This is a genomic window from Photobacterium sp. SKA34 (genome assembly GCF_000153325.1).
In the GTDB taxonomy this organism is placed as follows: Bacteria; Pseudomonadota; Gammaproteobacteria; order Enterobacterales; family Vibrionaceae; genus Photobacterium.
The window spans coordinates 137,964-155,434 of sequence record NZ_CH724146.1; the positions used below are offsets into that span (position 1 = coordinate 137,964).

At 42.9% G+C, this 17,471-nt stretch carries 10 protein-coding genes, 2 tRNA genes, 1 rRNA gene and 1 other annotated feature; of the genes, 8 read left to right on the plus strand and 5 right to left on the minus strand.

All coding sequences use genetic code 11. The features are described from left to right. Nucleotides 1–90 precede the first annotated feature (90 nt). Nucleotides 91–2,106, minus strand: coding sequence for a DNA helicase Rep (rep, locus tag SKA34_RS21495; RefSeq protein WP_006647522.1), 2,016 nt, complete (start codon nucleotides 2,104–2,106; stop codon nucleotides 91–93). Nucleotides 2,107–2,416: 310 nt separating this feature from the next. Here rep and SKA34_RS21500 point away from each other — a divergent pair, with 310 nt between their 5' ends. From SKA34_RS21500 to SKA34_RS21525, 6 genes are all read left to right on the plus strand, one after another. Next, the gene (locus tag SKA34_RS21500; RefSeq protein ID WP_006647523.1) at nucleotides 2,417–3,565 is read left to right on the plus strand and encodes an efflux RND transporter periplasmic adaptor subunit; all 1,149 of its coding nucleotides are present in this window, start codon (nucleotides 2,417–2,419) and stop codon (nucleotides 3,563–3,565) included. 9 nt (nucleotides 3,566–3,574) lie between these two features. Next, a complete protein-coding gene (locus tag SKA34_RS21505) occupies nucleotides 3,575–6,706 on the plus strand; it encodes an efflux RND transporter permease subunit (protein WP_006647524.1) in 3,132 nt (1,043 codons plus the stop codon). 206 nt (nucleotides 6,707–6,912) lie between these two features. Continuing rightward, the gene (locus SKA34_RS21510; protein WP_006647525.1) at nucleotides 6,913–7,524 is read left to right on the plus strand and encodes a TetR/AcrR family transcriptional regulator; all 612 of its coding nucleotides are present in this window, start codon (nucleotides 6,913–6,915) and stop codon (nucleotides 7,522–7,524) included. A gap of 26 nt (nucleotides 7,525–7,550) precedes the next feature. Continuing rightward, nucleotides 7,551–8,654 carry an efflux RND transporter periplasmic adaptor subunit gene (locus SKA34_RS21515; protein ID WP_039861094.1) on the plus strand — a complete coding sequence of 368 codons (1,104 nt, stop codon included), beginning with the start codon at nucleotides 7,551–7,553 and terminating at the stop codon, nucleotides 8,652–8,654. 16 nt (nucleotides 8,655–8,670) lie between these two features. Then, the gene (locus tag SKA34_RS21520) at nucleotides 8,671–11,748 is read left to right on the plus strand and encodes a multidrug efflux RND transporter permease subunit (RefSeq protein WP_006647527.1); all 3,078 of its coding nucleotides are present in this window, start codon (nucleotides 8,671–8,673) and stop codon (nucleotides 11,746–11,748) included. Nucleotides 11,749–11,856: 108 nt separating this feature from the next. Further along, a complete protein-coding gene (locus SKA34_RS21525) occupies nucleotides 11,857–12,126 on the plus strand; it encodes an accessory factor UbiK family protein (RefSeq protein WP_006647528.1) in 270 nt (89 codons plus the stop codon). Between the two features lie 67 nt (nucleotides 12,127–12,193). On the opposite strand, the gene ilvC is transcribed toward SKA34_RS21525, so the two are convergent. Further along, nucleotides 12,194–13,678, minus strand: coding sequence for a ketol-acid reductoisomerase (gene ilvC / locus SKA34_RS21530; RefSeq protein WP_006647529.1), 1,485 nt, complete (start codon nucleotides 13,676–13,678; stop codon nucleotides 12,194–12,196). A gap of 133 nt (nucleotides 13,679–13,811) precedes the next feature. Here ilvC and ilvY point away from each other — a divergent pair, with 133 nt between their 5' ends. Both ilvY and SKA34_RS21540 read left to right on the plus strand, forming a co-directional pair. Further along, nucleotides 13,812–14,708: an HTH-type transcriptional activator IlvY gene (ilvY, locus tag SKA34_RS21535; protein WP_039861096.1), complete on the plus strand. Its 897-nt coding sequence runs from the start codon at nucleotides 13,812–13,814 to the stop codon at nucleotides 14,706–14,708. Between the two features lie 38 nt (nucleotides 14,709–14,746). Continuing rightward, nucleotides 14,747–15,952, plus strand: a complete 1,206-nt coding sequence (locus SKA34_RS21540) for an NAD(P)-binding domain-containing protein (protein WP_006647531.1) — start codon at nucleotides 14,747–14,749, stop codon at nucleotides 15,950–15,952. A 104-nt stretch (nucleotides 15,953–16,056) separates the two neighbouring features. Here the strand turns inward: SKA34_RS21540 and SKA34_RS21545 are convergent. The 3 genes from SKA34_RS21545 to rrf form a co-directional block, all read right to left on the minus strand. After that, a tRNA-Trp gene (locus SKA34_RS21545) sits at nucleotides 16,057–16,133 on the minus strand. A gap of 37 nt (nucleotides 16,134–16,170) precedes the next feature. Beyond that, nucleotides 16,171–16,247: transfer RNA gene (locus SKA34_RS21550), tRNA-Asp, on the minus strand. Between the two features lie 65 nt (nucleotides 16,248–16,312). After that, nucleotides 16,313–16,428, minus strand: a 5S ribosomal RNA gene (gene rrf / locus SKA34_RS21555). A 131-nt stretch (nucleotides 16,429–16,559) separates the two neighbouring features. Continuing rightward, nucleotides 16,560–17,432 (minus strand) — a sequence feature (23S ribosomal RNA rRNA prediction is too short). Between the last annotated feature and the right edge of the window lie 39 nt (nucleotides 17,433–17,471).

Here is a 17,471-nt window from a genome sequence, read left to right on the forward strand (position 1 = left end):
TTTTTCTCAACTATAAATTTCTCAATCATAAATAAAGAGGGTGAGCATTATTAATGCTCACCCTCTTTATATGGGCACTATTTAGTAGGATTACTTTTTAAACATCGCGCGAATATTCGCAATATGCGCTTGCCCTTTGTTCATCCGCTCTTCTGCAGAAACGGGTTTGCGCTCACTTTCCCACTCCAAATCATCTTGTGGTAATTCGTACAAGAATCGACTTGGCTCAGGTTTTATTAGCTCGCCATACTGACGACGCTCTTTACATAAAGTAAAGATTAGTTCGCGTTGTGCTCGCGTTATCCCAACATAAGCAAGACGACGTTCTTCATCAACGTTTTCTTCATCAATGCTGGTTTGATGCGGCAAGATCCCCTCTTCTGTCCCCACTAAGAACACATAAGGAAACTCCAACCCTTTAGAGGCGTGTAACGTCATAAGCTGTACTTGATCAGCATCGTCATCATCTTCCCCTCGCTCCATCATGTCGCGTAGGGTTAAACGTTGCACTACTTCTTTTAAAGTTTTCTCTTCATTATCATAGTTATCGCCTTCTAAATCAGCGGTGATCCAACTATATAAATCAGAGACGTTTTTCATTCTCATCTCAGCAGCTTTCGGGCTTGGTGAGGTTTCGTATAGCCAATCTTCGTAATGAATATCACGAACTAATTGACGCACAACAGCTACCGTATCACCACGCTCAGCATTATCAGCTAATTGATTAACCCAATGGGTAAAGCGTTGTAGTGATTCTAAGCCTCGACCTGATAAGTGTTGCTCTAACCCCATCTCAAAACTCGCGGCAAACAAGCTTTTGCCACGCATGTTGGCGTATGTCCCGAGCTTCTCAAGTGTCACTGGGCCGATTTCTCGACGTGGTGTATTCACAATACGTAAAAATGCGTTGTCATCATCAAGGTTAGTTAGTAAGCGTAAGTACGCCATGATGTCTTTGATTTCAGAGCGTGAGAAAAAAGATGTGCCACCTGAAATTTTATAAGGAATACGGTTTTGCATCAGCGACTTTTCAAACAAGCGTGACTGATGGTTACCTCGATACAAGATCGCGTAATCTTTATAAGCGGTGTTATTCATAAAGCGATGGGCAATGAGTTCACCAATCACTTTTTCTGCTTCATGCTCTTCATTTTTCGCAGTGATCACCTTAAGCATCGCGCCATCAGGGATCTCAGAGAAAAGGGCTTTTTCAAATAAGTGGGGGTTATTAGCGATTAAAATATTCGCTGTTCGCAAAATACGGCTGGTTGAACGGTAATTTTGCTCAAGTTTGATCACTTTTAAACTAGGAAAGTCTTTATTAAGCAAGCCTAAGTTTTCTGGCTGCGCTCCACGCCATGAGTAAATAGACTGATCGTCATCACCAACCACAGTAAAGCGCGCACGCTCACCCACCAATAGTTTTACAAATAAGTATTGGCTGGTATTGGTATCTTGATACTCATCCACCAGCAGGTAACGAATACGGTTCTGCCAATGTTTACGTACTTCAGCGTTATCTCGCAACAACAAGACGGGCATTAAAATCAGATCATCAAAATCTAATGCGTTATAGGCTTTCATTTGACGCTGGTACATTTCATAGCAATGCGCAAACAATTGATCGCGTTCACTACGAGCGTGTGCAGTCGCATCGGCTGGCGATAACATGTCATTTTTCCAATTAGAAATAGAGGACATTAATTGCTTTAATAAATCTTTATCGCCTTCAAGCTCATCTTCGGTGAGCTCTTTGAGAAGCGCCATTTGGTCTTGATCATCAAACAGTGAAAAACTGGATTTTAAGCCTAAATGCTTATATTCACGACGAATGATATTCAAACCTAAAGTGTGAAAGGTGGAAACCATCAACCCTTTCGATTCTTGACGTCCCAATGTTTGCCCTACACGCTCTTTCATTTCACGTGCAGCTTTATTTGTAAAGGTCAGCGCGGCAATATTTCGTGCTTTGTAATCACACTGCTGCACCAAATAAGCAATTTTATTAGTGATTACCCTAGTTTTACCAGAGCCTGCACCGGCGAGTACTAAGCATGGCCCAGAAACGTATTTTACTGCTTCTGTTTGCCTTGGGTTCAGTTTCATTCGTTATCCTGACGCTCGTTTAAAAAAGTGCATATACATGCATTTTAAACCTGAATTTTATTCACATGACAAATAATAAAACTCAGACCAATCACAAAAAATCATACATAATGATTAACAATTCCATATAGGTATAAATAGTGATTTCTACATTACTCCCAGATAGAAACTCTATTTTATGCCAAAAATAACCGTTCTGTGTTTAAACGGCTATCATAGGTTACAAAATGGTAAATAGTGGTTATTCTATTGTAAATCCATAAATTTGGATATTTACGCTCGGTTATATTGCTTAAAATTAGGAGATTTCATGCGGAAAATCGCAAAAATTGCCATGGTTGTCAGTATGGCACTATGGATAACAGCTTGTGACCAAAATGCGGCAGAAAATACTGCGCAACAAGCAGCAAAAAGTATCCCCGTCGGTACTATAGCCATTACATCTCACCCACAAGAAATCCGCGTGGAATTACCTGGCCGAAGCAAAGCTTATTTAGAAGCAGAAGTTCGTCCTCAAGTTTCAGGCATTATCACAAACCGTGGTTTTACCGAAGGTAGTGATGTAAAGAAAGGCCAATCACTCTATAACATTGACTCTGCAACTTATAATGCTGCCTATTTAAGTGCTAAAGCAGAACTTGCTAAAGCACAAGCAACGCTTGATTCAGCAAAAGCATTATCTATTCGTAGTAAAAAACTGGTCGAACGCGGTGCTTTCAGCAAACAAACCAACGATGATAACCAAGCAGCCTATAAAGTTGCTATCGCAGGACTTGAAGTTGCAAAAGCAAACGTCAATACAGCCAAAATCAATTTGGATTATACCAAAGTTAAAGCCCCAATTTCAGGTCGTATTGGTCAATCTTCTGTTACTCCCGGCGCATTAGTTAATGCGGGGCAAGCTCAAGTGCTGGCAACGATTCAGCAGTTAGATCCCATTAATGTCGATATTGCTCAATCTAGTGCGCAATTACTACGCTTGAAAGCGGCATTAAAGCAAGGTGAACTCCAAGCCAGTCAGAATGCTGATGTTGAGCTTATCCTAGAAGATGGTTCGGTTTATCCTCATCACGGCATATTACAATTTTCTGAAGTCAACGTTGATCCTAATACAGGCTCTGTCACATTACGCGCTGAATTCCTAAATCCAGAAGGTATTTTACTACCAGGTATGTATGTTCGCGCAGTGCTAAACACAGGTACCGATCCTAAAGCAATCATGGTTCCACAAAAAGCCGTTACCCGTAATAGTAAAGGCGAAGCAACGGTCATGGTTGTTAATGCCGAAAACAAAGTGGAATCTCGCCTTGTAACGACAGCACAAGTGATTGATAACCAATGGCGTATCACTAAAGGCTTAAAAGACGGTGACCAAGTCATTGTTGATGGCTTACAAAAAGTCCGTCCAGGCGCTTTGGTTCAACCGACCACAGCCAATAACACACAACCAAAAAAGTAGAGATAAGATATGGCTCGTTTCTTTATCGATCGCCCTATTTTTGCTTGGGTGATCGCAATTATCGTGATGCTTGCGGGGGTACTGTCAATTATCAAATTGCCAGTGTCGCAGTATCCGAGTATTGCGCCGCCTACGGTGGTGATCAGCGCTAGCTACCCTGGCGCAAACGCAAAAACCATGGAAGATACCGTTACTCAAGTTATCGAACAACGTATGACAGGTATTGATAACCTGCGCTACTTGTCATCAACCAGTGATAGCTTTGGTAACACACAAATTACCCTGACCTTTAATGCCGAAGCCGATCCTGATATTGCTCAGGTACAGGTGCAAAATAAGCTCCAGTCTGCACTTCCGCTATTACCTAGCGAAGTACAACAACAAGGTGTTAAGGTTAATAAATCAAGCTCATCTTTCTTGATGGTTGTTGGCTTCTATTCTAAAGATGGCTCAATGGATAAGAACGATATTTCGGACTACATTAGTTCGAACGTTGCTGATCCTATGAGTCGAGTTCCGGGTGTAGGTGAAATCCAAACCTTTGGCGCTCAGTATGCGATGCGTATCTGGTTAGATCCACTCAAACTAACTAAATACAACTTGACCAGTATTGATGTCATTTCAGCGATTAAAGAGCAAAATGCGCAAATTTCTGCAGGTCAGTTAGGTGCCGCGCCTTCTTTGCCGGGTCAAGAATTAAACGCTACAGTTTCGGCACAAAGCCGTTTGAAAACACCTGAAGAGTTTAAAAACATTATCGTTAAATCTGATTCTTCTGGTGCAACAGTACATTTAGGTGATGTAGCTCGCGTAGAATTAGGCGCAGAAGATTACTCCGTTCAAGTATTCTACAACGGAAAACCTGCCAGTGGTTTAGGTATCAAACTCGCTACAGGGGCTAATGCCCTTGCAACAGCGGAAGCAGTAAAAGCAAAAATCGACGAACTAAAGCCTTTCTTTCCAGAGGGGTTAGAAACCGTTTATCCGTACGATACAACTCCATTTGTTGAAAAATCAATCGAAGGTGTTGTTCATACACTGTTTGAAGCAGTTGCACTGGTGTTTATCATCATGTATCTGTTCTTACAGAACTTCCGTGCAACTTTGATCCCTACCATTGCTGTTCCCGTTGTACTTTTAGGTACCTTTGCAGTACTTTCCATGGCGGGTTATTCCATTAATACCTTAACCATGTTTGCGATGGTACTTGCGATAGGCTTGCTGGTTGATGATGCCATCGTGGTGGTGGAAAACGTTGAACGTGTAATGCATGAAGAAGGCTTAAATGCTGTTGAAGCTACACGTAAGTCGATGGATCAAATTACAGGGGCACTGGTTGGTATCGCCATGACCTTGTCTGCGGTATTTGTACCGATGGCATTTATGTCTGGTTCTACCGGAGTTATCTATCGTCAATTCTCGATAACCATTGTGACGGCAATGGCTCTATCAGTGATGGTAGCATTAATATTAACCCCTGCTCTTTGTGCAACCATGCTAAAACCGATCGAACATGGCGAGATAAAAGGTTTCTTCGGTTGGTTTAACCGTACCTTTGATAACTTAACCAAGCGCTATGAATCAAGTGTTGCGGCGATGATCAAACGTTCAATCCGGGTGATGTTTATCTTCCTTGGCCTAACTGTTGCGGTTGGTTGGGTATTCTCGAAGATGCCTACCTCGTTCTTGCCAGATGAAGATCAGGGAATCTTGTTTAGTCAGGCTATTTTGCCTGTTAACTCGACCCAAGAGCAAACCCAAGAGGTGATGGATAAAGTCTCCAACTACTATCTAAATGAAGAAAAAGATACTGTCGCTAGTGTATTTAGTGTATCAGGCTTTAGTTTTGCCGGTAGTGGTCAAAACATGGGGATGGCATTCATTGGTTTGAAAGATTGGTCAGATCGTCAGTTACCAGGTATGGATGTAAAATCTATCGTTGGCCGCTCAATGGCTTACTTCCATCAAATCAAAAATGCATTGGTGTTTTCATTTGCGCCACCTGCGGTGATTGAATTGGGTACTGCCAGTGGTTTTGACTTCTATCTCCAAGATAGAAGCGGTCAAGGACACGATAAGCTGATCGCAGCACGTAACCAGCTATTAGGGATGGCCGCGAAGAATAAAAACCTTGTAGGTGTCCGTCCTAATGGTCAGGAAGACGCACCGATGTACCAAATCAACATTGACCAAGCGAAAATTCGTGCTCTCGACATTAATATTCAGTCAGTGAATCAAGTGTTAAGTACCGCTTGGGGTAGTTCTTATGTGAATGACTTCATCGACCGTGGACGCGTGAAAAAAGTGTTCGTACAAGGTGATGCACAATACCGTATGAAGCCAACGGATTTAGATACATGGTATGTCCGTAACAATAAAGGTGAAATGGTGCCATTCTCCGCATTTGCGACAGGTGAATGGAAATACGCGTCGCCTAGACTTGAGCGCTTCAATGCAACTCCTGCGGTCAATATTCAAGGCAGCGTGGTTGCAGGTTATAGTACCGGTCAGGCAATGCTTGATATTGAAGAGATGGTGAAGCAATTACCACCGGGCTTCGGTATTGAGTGGAATGGCTTATCCTATGAGGAGCGTCTATCCGGTAACCAAGCACCTATGCTGTATGCGTTATCTATCTTAGTCGTATTCTTAGTACTTGCAGCCTTGTATGAAAGCTGGTCTGTTCCTTTTGCCGTAATCTTAGTGGTACCTCTAGGGATCATCGGTGCACTACTGGCAATGAACGCTCGTGGGATGCCAAATGATGTGTTCTTCCAAGTTGGTCTGTTAACTACCGTTGGCTTGGCGACTAAGAACGCCATCTTGATTGTCGAATTTGCTAAAGAGTACTACGAAAAAGGTGCTGGACTAGTTGAAGCAACACTCCATGCCGTTCGTGTACGTCTTCGCCCGATTATCATGACATCACTGGCATTTGGTCTAGGTGTTGTGCCATTGGCAATCAGTACCGGTGTTGGCTCTGGCGGTAAGAATGCGATTGGTACTGCTGTACTTGGCGGTATGTTAAGTTCGACATTCCTAGGGATCTTCTTTATTCCAATATTCTTTGTGGTGGTTGAGCGTATTTTCAGCCGCAGAAAAAAGAAGAATACCGACAATAAAGAGCAAGTAGCCGAGTAATACTTACTCCGAAAAACAAATAGCGCATGCCTTTAGGTATGCGCTTTTTTTTACTTTAAATTCCTTATAACGGCAATACCTATAACTTCTAACAAAAAACGTCAAAGTTACCATTCACCACACATATATCTTTAACTGAATAATCAATGAATATTGTGCAAAAGTTATATTAAAAACTTGCGTATCAAGAACGACTATCTACAATAATGAACGATCGTTCATTCATTGCACACCCAAATATGATTACTACTATGAATGAGAAAAAAATACGTATATTGACAGCGACAGAAAAGCTACTTGCCGAATTTGGTTTTCATGGCCTTTCAATGCAAATGGTAGCTAAAGAAGCCAATGTTGCAGCAGGAACCATTTATCGTTACTTCAACGATAAAGACGACTTACTCAACCAATTACATGATCATATTTTAAATTATATCGCTGCTCAAATTAGCCACAATGTTGTCGATACAATGCCGATTAAGCAACGTTATCGAACAATGTGGCTTAATTTATGGCATATGACACTAAATGGTAATGCCCCATTGATCATTCGGGGTCAGTTCCAAAATCTACCTTGTCGCAGTAGACAAGAGCAGAAGCACTTAAGCCAAAAATTGTTTTCTTCGGTAGCAACTATGTTCAATGAAGGAAAAGCCTGCGGCTTATTTAAAAATATTGATAACGAGGTTCTGAGTATTTTGAGCCTTGAGACGAGTTGTAACCTAGCTCGACGTCAAATCAATGGTGGTTTACAGATCAACGATGACGAACTTGAAGCAGTAATTAATGCTTCGTGGGATGCCATCATTCTGCATTAATGCGTAAAACCGGAGCAAACTTTACAATGAAAAAATGGATAGTCGTGTTACTTCTTATCTTCCTGTTATTCGGGAGCGTCATTGGTTTCAACTTGTTCAAACAGAAAAAAATCGCAGAGTACATGGCAAATATGCCAGAACCCAATTATCCAGTAACAGCGATGACTACTAAAGGCGAAAACTGGTATCCAGCCATTCAAGCGATTGGTTTTATTGAACCAGTACAAGGTGTAACACTAACTTCTGAAGCCTCGGGTGTGATCAGCAAAATTGCATTTGAATCAGGTCAGCGTGTTAAAGCCGGTCAAGAGTTAGTATCAATTAACTCTAATGTAGAAGTCTCTAGCCTACAAAGTACTAAAGCTCAGCTGCCTGCGGTTGAAGCAACCTACAAACGTTATCAAGATCTTTTCCGTAAAGGTTCTGTATCGAAATCAAGCCTTGATGAAGCAAAAGCAAACTACTTCGCTCTTGTTTCACAAATCAAATCGCTAGAAGAATCGATTCAACGTCGTGATATCGTTGCACCGTTTGATGGCGAAGTTGGTTTACGTAATGTTTACCTAGGTCAGTATATTCAACCGGGGACGCAAATTGTTCGCCTCGAAGATACCCGTACCATGCGTTTCCGTTTCACTGTGCCGCAAACCGATATTTCTAAGATTAAAATTGGTCAAACGGTAGATATCAATGTTGATGCTTACCAAGATACCGACTTCAAAGGCCAAATCACAGCGATCGAGCCTGCGGTAAACGCCCAGACAGGCCTAATCCAAGTACAAGCAGATATTCCAAATAGTGGCGGTAAGCTACGTAGCGGTATGTTTGCCCGTGCTCGTGTGATCCTACCAACCATTAGCGATCAAATCATCGTTCCACAAACGGCGATCACTTACACCTTATACGGTGACACTATTTACGTACTAAAAGAAGTTGATGGCAAATTACGTGCCATTCAAACAGTCGTAACAACAGGTCAAAACCACGGTAATAAAGTGCGTATTCTTTCAGGCATTAAAGCTGGCGAGCAAATTGTTACTACAGGTCAAATCCGTTTAAGTAATAAGACGCTAGTACATGTCGTTGAAAATGATGCACTTAAAGCTCCAGCCGTAACCCCACTGTTGTAATTGGAGAACACTCAGTATGCGCTTTACTGATATATTTATCAGACGCCCAGTCCTCGCGATTTCGATCAGTTTAATGATCGCATTGCTAGGATTTCAGGCGATTTTCAAAATGCAGGTTCGACAGTATCCAGAAATGACCAACACCGTAGTAACCGTAAGCACAGCTTACTACGGTGCAAGTGCCGATCTGATGCAGGGCTTTATTACTCAGCCCTTAGAACAAGCCATTGCCCAAGCCGATAATATTGACTACATCAGCGCCCAAAGTACCTTGGGGATGTCGACAATTACGGTACAAATGAAATTGAATACCAACCCAAATGCAGCATTGGCTGATATTCTGGCGAAGGTAAATTCAGTACGTTCACAACTACCAACAGAAACCCAAGATCCGACCATCACCTTATCAACAGGTGGTAATACCGGTGTGCTTTACCTAGGTTTCACCAGTAATAGCTTAAACTCGAGTCAAATCAATGACTACCTTGAGCGAGTAGTTAAACCGCAGTTATTTACCGTTAGCGGTGTATCTAAAGTCGATATGTACGGTGGTGTCCCTTACGCCCTTCGCGTTTGGTTAGATCCACAAAAGATGGCGGCATTTAACTTATCAGCAACTGATGTTATTCAAGTACTCAAAGCCAATAACTACCAGTCTGCAGTTGGTCAAGCGAAAAACGACTTTGTGCTTTATAACGGTAGTGCTAACACGCAATCAAATAGTCCTGAAACACTAGAAAAGCTAGTTGTTACTAGTAAAGATGGTCAAGTCACTCGCTTAGGTGACATCGCTAAAGTGACGTTATCAAAAGAAAGTGATACCTACCGTGCGACAGCAAATGGTCAAGAAGCCGTGGTAGCTGCCATTGAAGCAGCACCGAGTGCCAACCCGATTGACATATCCGCTGATGTACTCAAACTACTGCCAACCATTAAACGTAACATGCCAAGTACCATCAAAATGACGGTGATGTACGATTCAACGATTGCGATCAACGATTCTATTCATGAGGTGATTAAAACCATTCTTGAAGCGGCCATGATTGTATTGGTGGTGATCGCTCTATTTATCGGTTCGCTACGTTCAGTACTGATCCCAATCATCACGATTCCGCTATCACTGGTTGGTGTGGCGCTGGTGATGCAGCTATTTGGTTTTTCTTGGAACCTCATGACACTACTGGCCATGGTACTCGCCATCGGACTGGTGGTGGATGACGCCATAGTGGTACTTGAAAACGTTGAGCGTCACATGAAAATGGGACAAAGCCCTTTCCGTGCAGCCATCATTGGTACTCGTGAAATTGCCATTCCGGTGATTTCGATGACTATCGCCCTAGGCGCGGTGTACGCACCTATCGCATTAATGGGTGGCTTAACTGGCTCGCTGTTTAAAGAGTTTGCACTAACACTCGCGGGCGCCGTATTTATTTCAGGGATCATCGCACTAACATTATCGCCAGTAATGTGTGCCCACTTCCTGAAAGAAAACGCAGCGCCGAATAAGTTTGAACAAGCAGTACATCGCTTTCTTGATCGACTCACCCTACGCTATGAAAAAATGGTAGGCGGCATCATGAAGATGCGCTCAGTCGTGATTGTATTTGCAATTTGTGCATTTGTGAGCCTGCCGTTCTTATTCAAATTCATTCCAAGTGAACTTGCACCTGCAGAAGATAGCGGTGTGGTGGTATTCCAAGGTAATGCGCCATCAAACGCAAACTTGGATTACATTGAAGACACCATGAACCAAGTGAATAAGGTGCTAACCAATCAAAAGAGCGTGGAGTATGCGCAAGTATTCTCCGGTATCCCTGCATCTAACCAAGCCTTTGGTCTAGCCACCTTGAAACCTTGGAGTGAGCGCGACCAAAGTCAAGCAGAAGTGGCTAATGATGTAGCGAAGAAAATTAAAGACATTCCTCAAATGTCAGTGGCTGCGTTCCAGATGCCAAGCTTACCGGGTGCGGGGGCAGGCTTCCCTGTTCAGTTTGTGATCACCACGCCGAACAACTTTAAAAGTTTGTTCCAAGTGGCGTCTGAAATGCTGACTAAGGTGAAAGACAACCCGATGTTCGTGTTTTCAGATCTCAACTTGAAGTACGACTCGGCTGATATGAAGATCAATATCAACAAAGATAAAGCAGGCGCTTATGGTGTAACGATGCAATCGATCGGTAACACATTAAGTACCATGCTTGCTGGCGGTGATATTAACCGTGTTGATATCTTGGGTCGTTCATACAAGGTGATCCCAGAGGTTGAGCGTAAAAATCGTTTTAATCCAAATGATTTAAACAACTATTACGTGAAAACCAATACTGGCGATCTGATCCCGCTAGGTAGCTTAGTAACCATCACGGTGAAATCAACCCCACCAACGTTACCAAGCTTTAATCAGCAAAACTCAGCAACCATCAGTGGCGTATTAGCTCCAAGCACATCCATGGGTGAAGCAGTAAGTTGGTTAAATACTGAAGCGGCGAAAGTTCTCCCTAAAGGTTATAGCTACAACTATCTTGGTGAGAGCCGTCAGTACGTAACAGAAGGTAATGCACTATACGCAACCTTCGGTTTAGCATTGGCTGTTATCTTCCTAGTACTTGCGATTCAATTTGAATCTCTACGCGATCCGCTGGTTATTCTTGTCTCAGTTCCACTTGCTATTTGTGGTGCGTTAATCGCACTGGCGTGGGGGGCGACGACCTTGAATATCTACTCGCAGATCGGTTTGATAACCCTGATAGGCTTGATAACCAAACACGGTATCTTGATCTGTGAAGTGGCAAAAGAAGAGCAGTTATATCATGGTAAAAATCGCTTAGAAGCGGTCATGGAAGCCGCGAAGATCCGTCTTCGTCCAATCCTAATGACCACATGTGCGATGATTGCAGGCTTGATTCCACTACTTTACGCATCAGGCGCAGGTGCAGTCTCTCGCTTTAGTATTGGTATCGTTATCGTTGCAGGTCTTTCTATAGGTACATTGTTTACCTTGTTTGTTCTGCCAGTTATCTATACATTCCTAGCAAGCGAACACAAACCACTACCTGTATTCGTTGAAGATGACGATGCTACAGATAGCCATTTCTAAGAAATAAATAAATGAAAAAGGGCGCTGGAACTTCCGCGCCCTTTTATTTTAGCTAGTACGACGATTACAATAGAAGAATAACGATTCTCGCAACGGAGTAAGCGAATCATGTTTGATCCAAAGAAGCTTGAGCAAGTAGCTAAGCAAATTCAAGACGCAATGCCACAGCCAGTAAAAGAGCTCGGCAACGATGTTGAGCAAAAAGTACGACAAGTGATCCAAGCGCAATTAGGTAAATTAGACGTCGTGAACCGTGAAGAATTTGATGTGCAAACTCAGGTTCTCCTTCGTACTCGCCAGAAGCTTAATGATCTTGAGCAAAAAATGGCAGAGCTTGAAGCAAAACTTGATGCTGAAGAGAAAAACGACAACGCTTAATTTTAAAATTCAGAGACTAAAAAGCCCGGTATCAACCGGGCTTCTTTCTATTTAGTCGACGCTAAAATTAACCGCCAACAGCGATTTGCTTCATGTCTTTCATGTAACCACGTAGCTCTTTACCAATCACTTCCACTGGGTGATTACGTAGTGCTTCGTTCACTTCAATTAGCTTCTGGTTATCAGCAAAGTTAGATGTCTCACCCAAGCCTTTACCAATCACATCCGTCGCTACTTTCGGCATAAATTGCTCACGTAGTAATGGTGTTGCTACGTTTGCAAATAGGTAGTTACCGTACTCTGCTGTATCAGAAATAACCACGTTCATCTCGTACAGACGCTTACGTGCAATGGTATTTGCAATAAGCGGTAGTTCGTGTAGTGACTCGTAGTATGCTGACTCATCAATAATGCCTGATGCTGTCATTGCTTCAAATGCCAGTTCAACACCTGCACGTACCATAGCAACCATAATGATGCCGTTATCAAAGTACTCTTGCTCACTGATTTGAATATCAGAAGATGGGTAGTTTTCGAATTGTGTTTCAGCGGTCTCACCACGCCAGCCAAGAAGATCAGCATCATCGTTCGCCCAGTCAGCCATCATCGTGCTAGAGAAGTGGCCAGAGATAATGTCATCCATGTGCTTGTTGTAAAGTGGACGCATCAGATCTTTTAGCTCTTCCGATAGGTCAAACGCTTTTACTTTAGCAGGGTTTGATAGACGATCCATCATATGAGAAACACCACCAAACTTCAGCGCTTCAGTGATCGTTTCCCAACCGTACTGCAGAAGCTTACCTGCGTATTCAGGTGCGATGCCATCAGCAATCATCTTCTCGTAACAAACAATTGAGCCTGCTTGTAGCATGCCACACAGGATCGTTTGCTCACCCATTAGATCAGATTTCACTTCTGCAACGAATGAAGACTCAAGTACGCCTGCACGGTGACCACCCGTCGCTGCCGCCCATGCTTTAGCAATTTCAAGGCCATCACCTTGTGGATCGTTTTCAGGGTGAACAGCAATCAGTGTTGGAACACCAAAACCACGCTTATATTCTTCACGAACCTCTGTACCTGGACACTTAGGTGCAACCATAACAACGGTTAAGTCTTTACGAATTTGCATCCCCTCTTCAACGATGTTGAAACCGTGAGAGTAACCCAGTGATGCACCTTGCTTCATCAATGGCATAACCGTTTCAACAACATTCGTGTGCTGCTTATCTGGAGTTAGGTTTACCACTAAATCAGCTTGTGGGATCAGTTGCTCGTAGCTACCTACTTCAAACCCATTTTCTTTTGCGTTCTTAAATGATTGACGTTGCTCATCAATCGCCGCTTGGCGTAGCGCATAAGAGACATCTAGACCAGAGTCACGCATGTTAAGACCTTGGTTAAGACCTTGCGCACCACAACCAACAATCACTACTTTTTTACCTTTAAGGTAATCAGCTTCTGTTGCAAACTCTGCACGATCCATAAAGCGACAGCGACCTAGTTGATCTAACTGCTGACGTAGGTTCAGGGTATTAAAATAATTAGCCATAACAACAAACTCCGTGAAAATATATCCTTGGGTCGACATCTTTACTGTCGAATAAACTGATAGTAGATCAGGTAATTTGTTGCGCAAAGTGCTATATTCACAACAACTAATTGCAAATTATGCAACATGGATGATGAATATTAAAAATCTGCAACTATTTCTTCACCTTTGTGAATCCCATAACTTCAGCCAAACGGCGCAGGCCATGCACATCAGTCCTTCGGCATTAAGCCGCGTTATTCAGCGTCTTGAAGGGGAGTTAGGTCAAAGCCTATTTATGCGTGATAATCGCAGTGTTGAATTAACGCTAGCTGGAAAGAAATTGCTTCCCGTTGCGTCTTTAATTGTGAGTAATTGGTTCGAATTAAAAAGTGAGTTGCAGGAAGATCAGTCTCAGCTACAAGGAAAATTAACCCTCTTTTGCTCAGTGACTGCAAGTTATAGTCACCTCCCCAATATATTAAATAAGTTTCGCGTCATTTATCCCCATATCGAAATTCAACTTCAAACCGGGGATCCTGCACTCGCAATAGAGAAAGTCCTATCCGGTGATGTCGATATCGCCATTGCCGCCAAACCTGATCTCTTACCGTCTAAATTAACTTACATCGAAGTTGATCAGATCCAGATGTCGTTGATTGGGCCATTAATATCATCACCAACATTACAAAAAAGCTTAAATCATGATCCAGACTGGAAATCTTTATCTTTTATACTGCCAGAATCAGGACCTGCGCGAACCCGTGCTGATAAATGGTTTAAGAAAAAGAAAATAACCCCTTCTATTTATGCCCAAATCTCAGGACATGAAGCTATTGTTAGTATGGTTGCACTTGGCTGTGGTGTAGGCATAGCGCCCGATGTCGTTATAAACAACAGCCCTGTTAGTGATAAAGTACAACGATTTAACACCGAATCAATAGAGCCGATGAGTTTAGGTTTATGTTGTAAACAGTCGCGTGAGCAAGAGCCTCTATTGCATGCTTTACTACAGCTTTTTAATGATAGCTATGTAGATAACTTACTTTAGCTCGTTTTTATTAGTGCATTTTTCAAGGAAAAACAGTAGTGCTGAGTCCAATATTAACGCATTCATATTGTGCTGATTTTTATGCTGATCATGGTTATCAATTTCTAAAAAAACTCTCACAAGAATATGCTCTCCCTAATAATCTTGTGATTTTTTCTGTCATGCATTGCTATGAAGGCTCTTTACCCTATATTAACGTTCTTGCCGAGCTCGCTGACAAACTTATATTTATTCCCAAAGATGCCACTGTAGGTGCAAACCCTGAGCTACTCACTACGATAAGAAAAATCCCACGTTGCCATGTTGTCTCTACTCATAATAATAAAGCTTACTTAAAAAATATTGAGCATTGTGAGATGCTTATCCGTCAGCATATTACTCCTGACACACCTTTCCTTATTCTTGATCACGGTGGATACTTTTCATCTTCTATCACACATATTTGCCAAACCTTTAAAGAACAATGCATTGGAATTACTGAGTTAACCGCGAATGGCTTAAAAAAATATATTAATAAACCCATTTCTAAGCCTCTTATCTCTGTTTCCCATCTTAGTATCAAAGCACCTGCAGATTTTGAAGCTTCTGAATGTATTGTTCATTATTCAGATCAAATACTACGAGAAGAGTTTGGTCTTAAAATCAATAACTCAGGCTTTCTAAAAGCAGGCGTGATCGGTGCAGGAAATCTTGGTCGTGGTGTGATAAAGCACCTTAAAGCTAAAGGCATTACCAATATTCATGTTACTGATATCGACCCAAGAAGATTAACGCAGTTTCCTCGTGACGGTATTCAAGCTTGTTCAATTAAATATTTAGTCGAACATTGTAATATGTTGTTTTGTTGCACCGGAAATCAATCGATTACACCTGAGATGATTGACGCTCTCTCGCAACCAATGTTTATCAGCACAGTTACCTCTGCTGATGATGAACTTCATTTGCCTGAGTTATTGCAACATGGTGTACTCACCGAAGTGAAAACCAATAGTTTAACTAAAGAATATAAGACACGTCATGGATACAGTGTGTATCTCTTTGCGGGGGGAGAATCAGCAAATACACCTTTTAAAACAGGGATGGGCGATCCAACTCTTTATTTATTTGAAGCGGCTCACATGCTTGCTGGATTAAAACTAATTAAAGATACCACGCAATTTAAACCAGGTATTCAATCATTATGTGAAGATGATGAAATAATGATAGCTGAGCGTTGGCTACGTCACTTTTATCACTATCAATGAATCTTATTGAGCCTCACTGTATCGTGGGGCTTTCTTTATACTCGAATTCAGGATCATACAGACGTAAAAAAGCCCCGTCATTTCTGACGAGGCTTTCTTGAATATGGCAGGGGTGGAGAGATTCGAACTCCCAACACGCGGATTTGGAATCCGCTGCTCTGCCAATTGGAGCTACACCCCTGTAGTTATTTTAAAGACTTAACTGTGTCTAAATAAAGTGGCGGAGCGGACGGGACTCGAACCCGCGACCCCCGGCGTGACAGGCCGGTATTCTAACCAACTGAACTACCGCTCCACACGGAGATAAAACTTTCGTTTTATCCGATATTCGTAGTTCAAAACGAATATCTTAAATTTAAAGCCTGGCGATGTCCTACTCTCACATGGGGAGACCCCACACTACCATCGGCGCTATTACGTTTCACTACTGAGTTCGGCATGGGATCAGGTGGGTCCATAACGCTATGGTCGCCAAGCAAATTCTGTTTTATTTATTGTCATCGACAATAAATAGCAATCTGGGAAAATCTAACTAGTTGTTCTCTACACGTTCAAGTGTACTTGGAGTCCGTATAAAAACCCCTTGGGTGTTGTATGGTTAAGCCTCACGGGCAATTAGTATCAGTTAGCTCAATGCCTCGCAGCACTTACACACCTGACCTATCAACGTTGTAGTCTTCAACAACCCTTTAGAGACCTTAAAGGTCTAGGGATGACTCATCTTGAGGCTCGCTTCCCGCTTAGATGCTTTCAGCGGTTATCGATTCCGAACTTAGCTACCGGGCAATGCGTCTGGCGACACAACCCGAACACCAGCGGTTCGTCCACTCCGGTCCTCTCGTACTAGGAGCAGCCCCTCTCAATCATCCAACGCCCACGGCAGATAGGGACCGAACTGTCTCACGACGTTCTAAACCCAGCTCGCGTACCACTTTAAATGGCGAACAGCCATACCCTTGGGACCGACTTCAGCCCCAGGATGTGATGAGCCGACATCGAGGTGCCAAACACCGCCGTCGATATGAACTCTTGGGCGGTATCAGCCTGTTATCCCCGGAGTACCTTTTATCCGTTGAGCGATGGCCCTTCCATTCAGAACCACCGGATCACTATGACCTGCTTTCGCACCTGCTCGAATTGTCATTCTCGCAGTCAAGCGGGCTTATGCCATTGCACTAACCTCACGATGTCCGACCGTGATTAGCCCACCTTCGTGCTCCTCCGTTACTCTTTGGGAGGAGACCGCCCCAGTCAAACTACCCACCAGGCACTGTCCGTAACCCCGATAAGGGGCCAACGTTAGAACATCAAGCATACAAGGGTGGTATTTCAAGATTGACTCCACAACCACTGGCGCGGTTGCTTCAACGTCTCCCACCTATCCTACACATGTAGGGTCAATGTTCAGTGCCAAGCTATAGTAAAGGTTCACGGGGTCTTTCCGTCTAGCCGCGGGGACGCAGCATCTTCACTGCGATTTCATTTCACTGAGTCTCGGGTGGAGACAGCGTGGCCATCA

Excerpts from the sequence above, each read along its gene's own strand:
- ilvC (WP_006647529.1), bottom strand. The coding sequence starts at position 13,678 with ATGGCTAATTATTTTAATACCCTGAACCTACGTCAGCAGTTAGATCAA.
- ilvY (WP_039861096.1), top strand. The coding sequence starts at position 13,812 with ATGAATATTAAAAATCTGCAACTATTTCTTCACCTTTGTGAATCCCAT.
- SKA34_RS21500 (WP_006647523.1), top strand. The coding sequence starts at position 2,417 with ATGCGGAAAATCGCAAAAATTGCCATGGTTGTCAGTATGGCACTATGG.
- rep (WP_006647522.1), bottom strand. The coding sequence starts at position 2,106 with ATGAAACTGAACCCAAGGCAAACAGAAGCAGTAAAATACGTTTCTGGG.
- SKA34_RS21515 (WP_039861094.1), top strand. The coding sequence starts at position 7,551 with ATGAAAAAATGGATAGTCGTGTTACTTCTTATCTTCCTGTTATTCGGG.
- SKA34_RS21520 (WP_006647527.1), top strand. The coding sequence starts at position 8,671 with ATGCGCTTTACTGATATATTTATCAGACGCCCAGTCCTCGCGATTTCG.
- SKA34_RS21510 (WP_006647525.1), top strand. The coding sequence starts at position 6,913 with ATGAACGATCGTTCATTCATTGCACACCCAAATATGATTACTACTATG.
- SKA34_RS21525 (WP_006647528.1), top strand. The coding sequence starts at position 11,857 with ATGTTTGATCCAAAGAAGCTTGAGCAAGTAGCTAAGCAAATTCAAGAC.
- SKA34_RS21505 (WP_006647524.1), top strand. The coding sequence starts at position 3,575 with ATGGCTCGTTTCTTTATCGATCGCCCTATTTTTGCTTGGGTGATCGCA.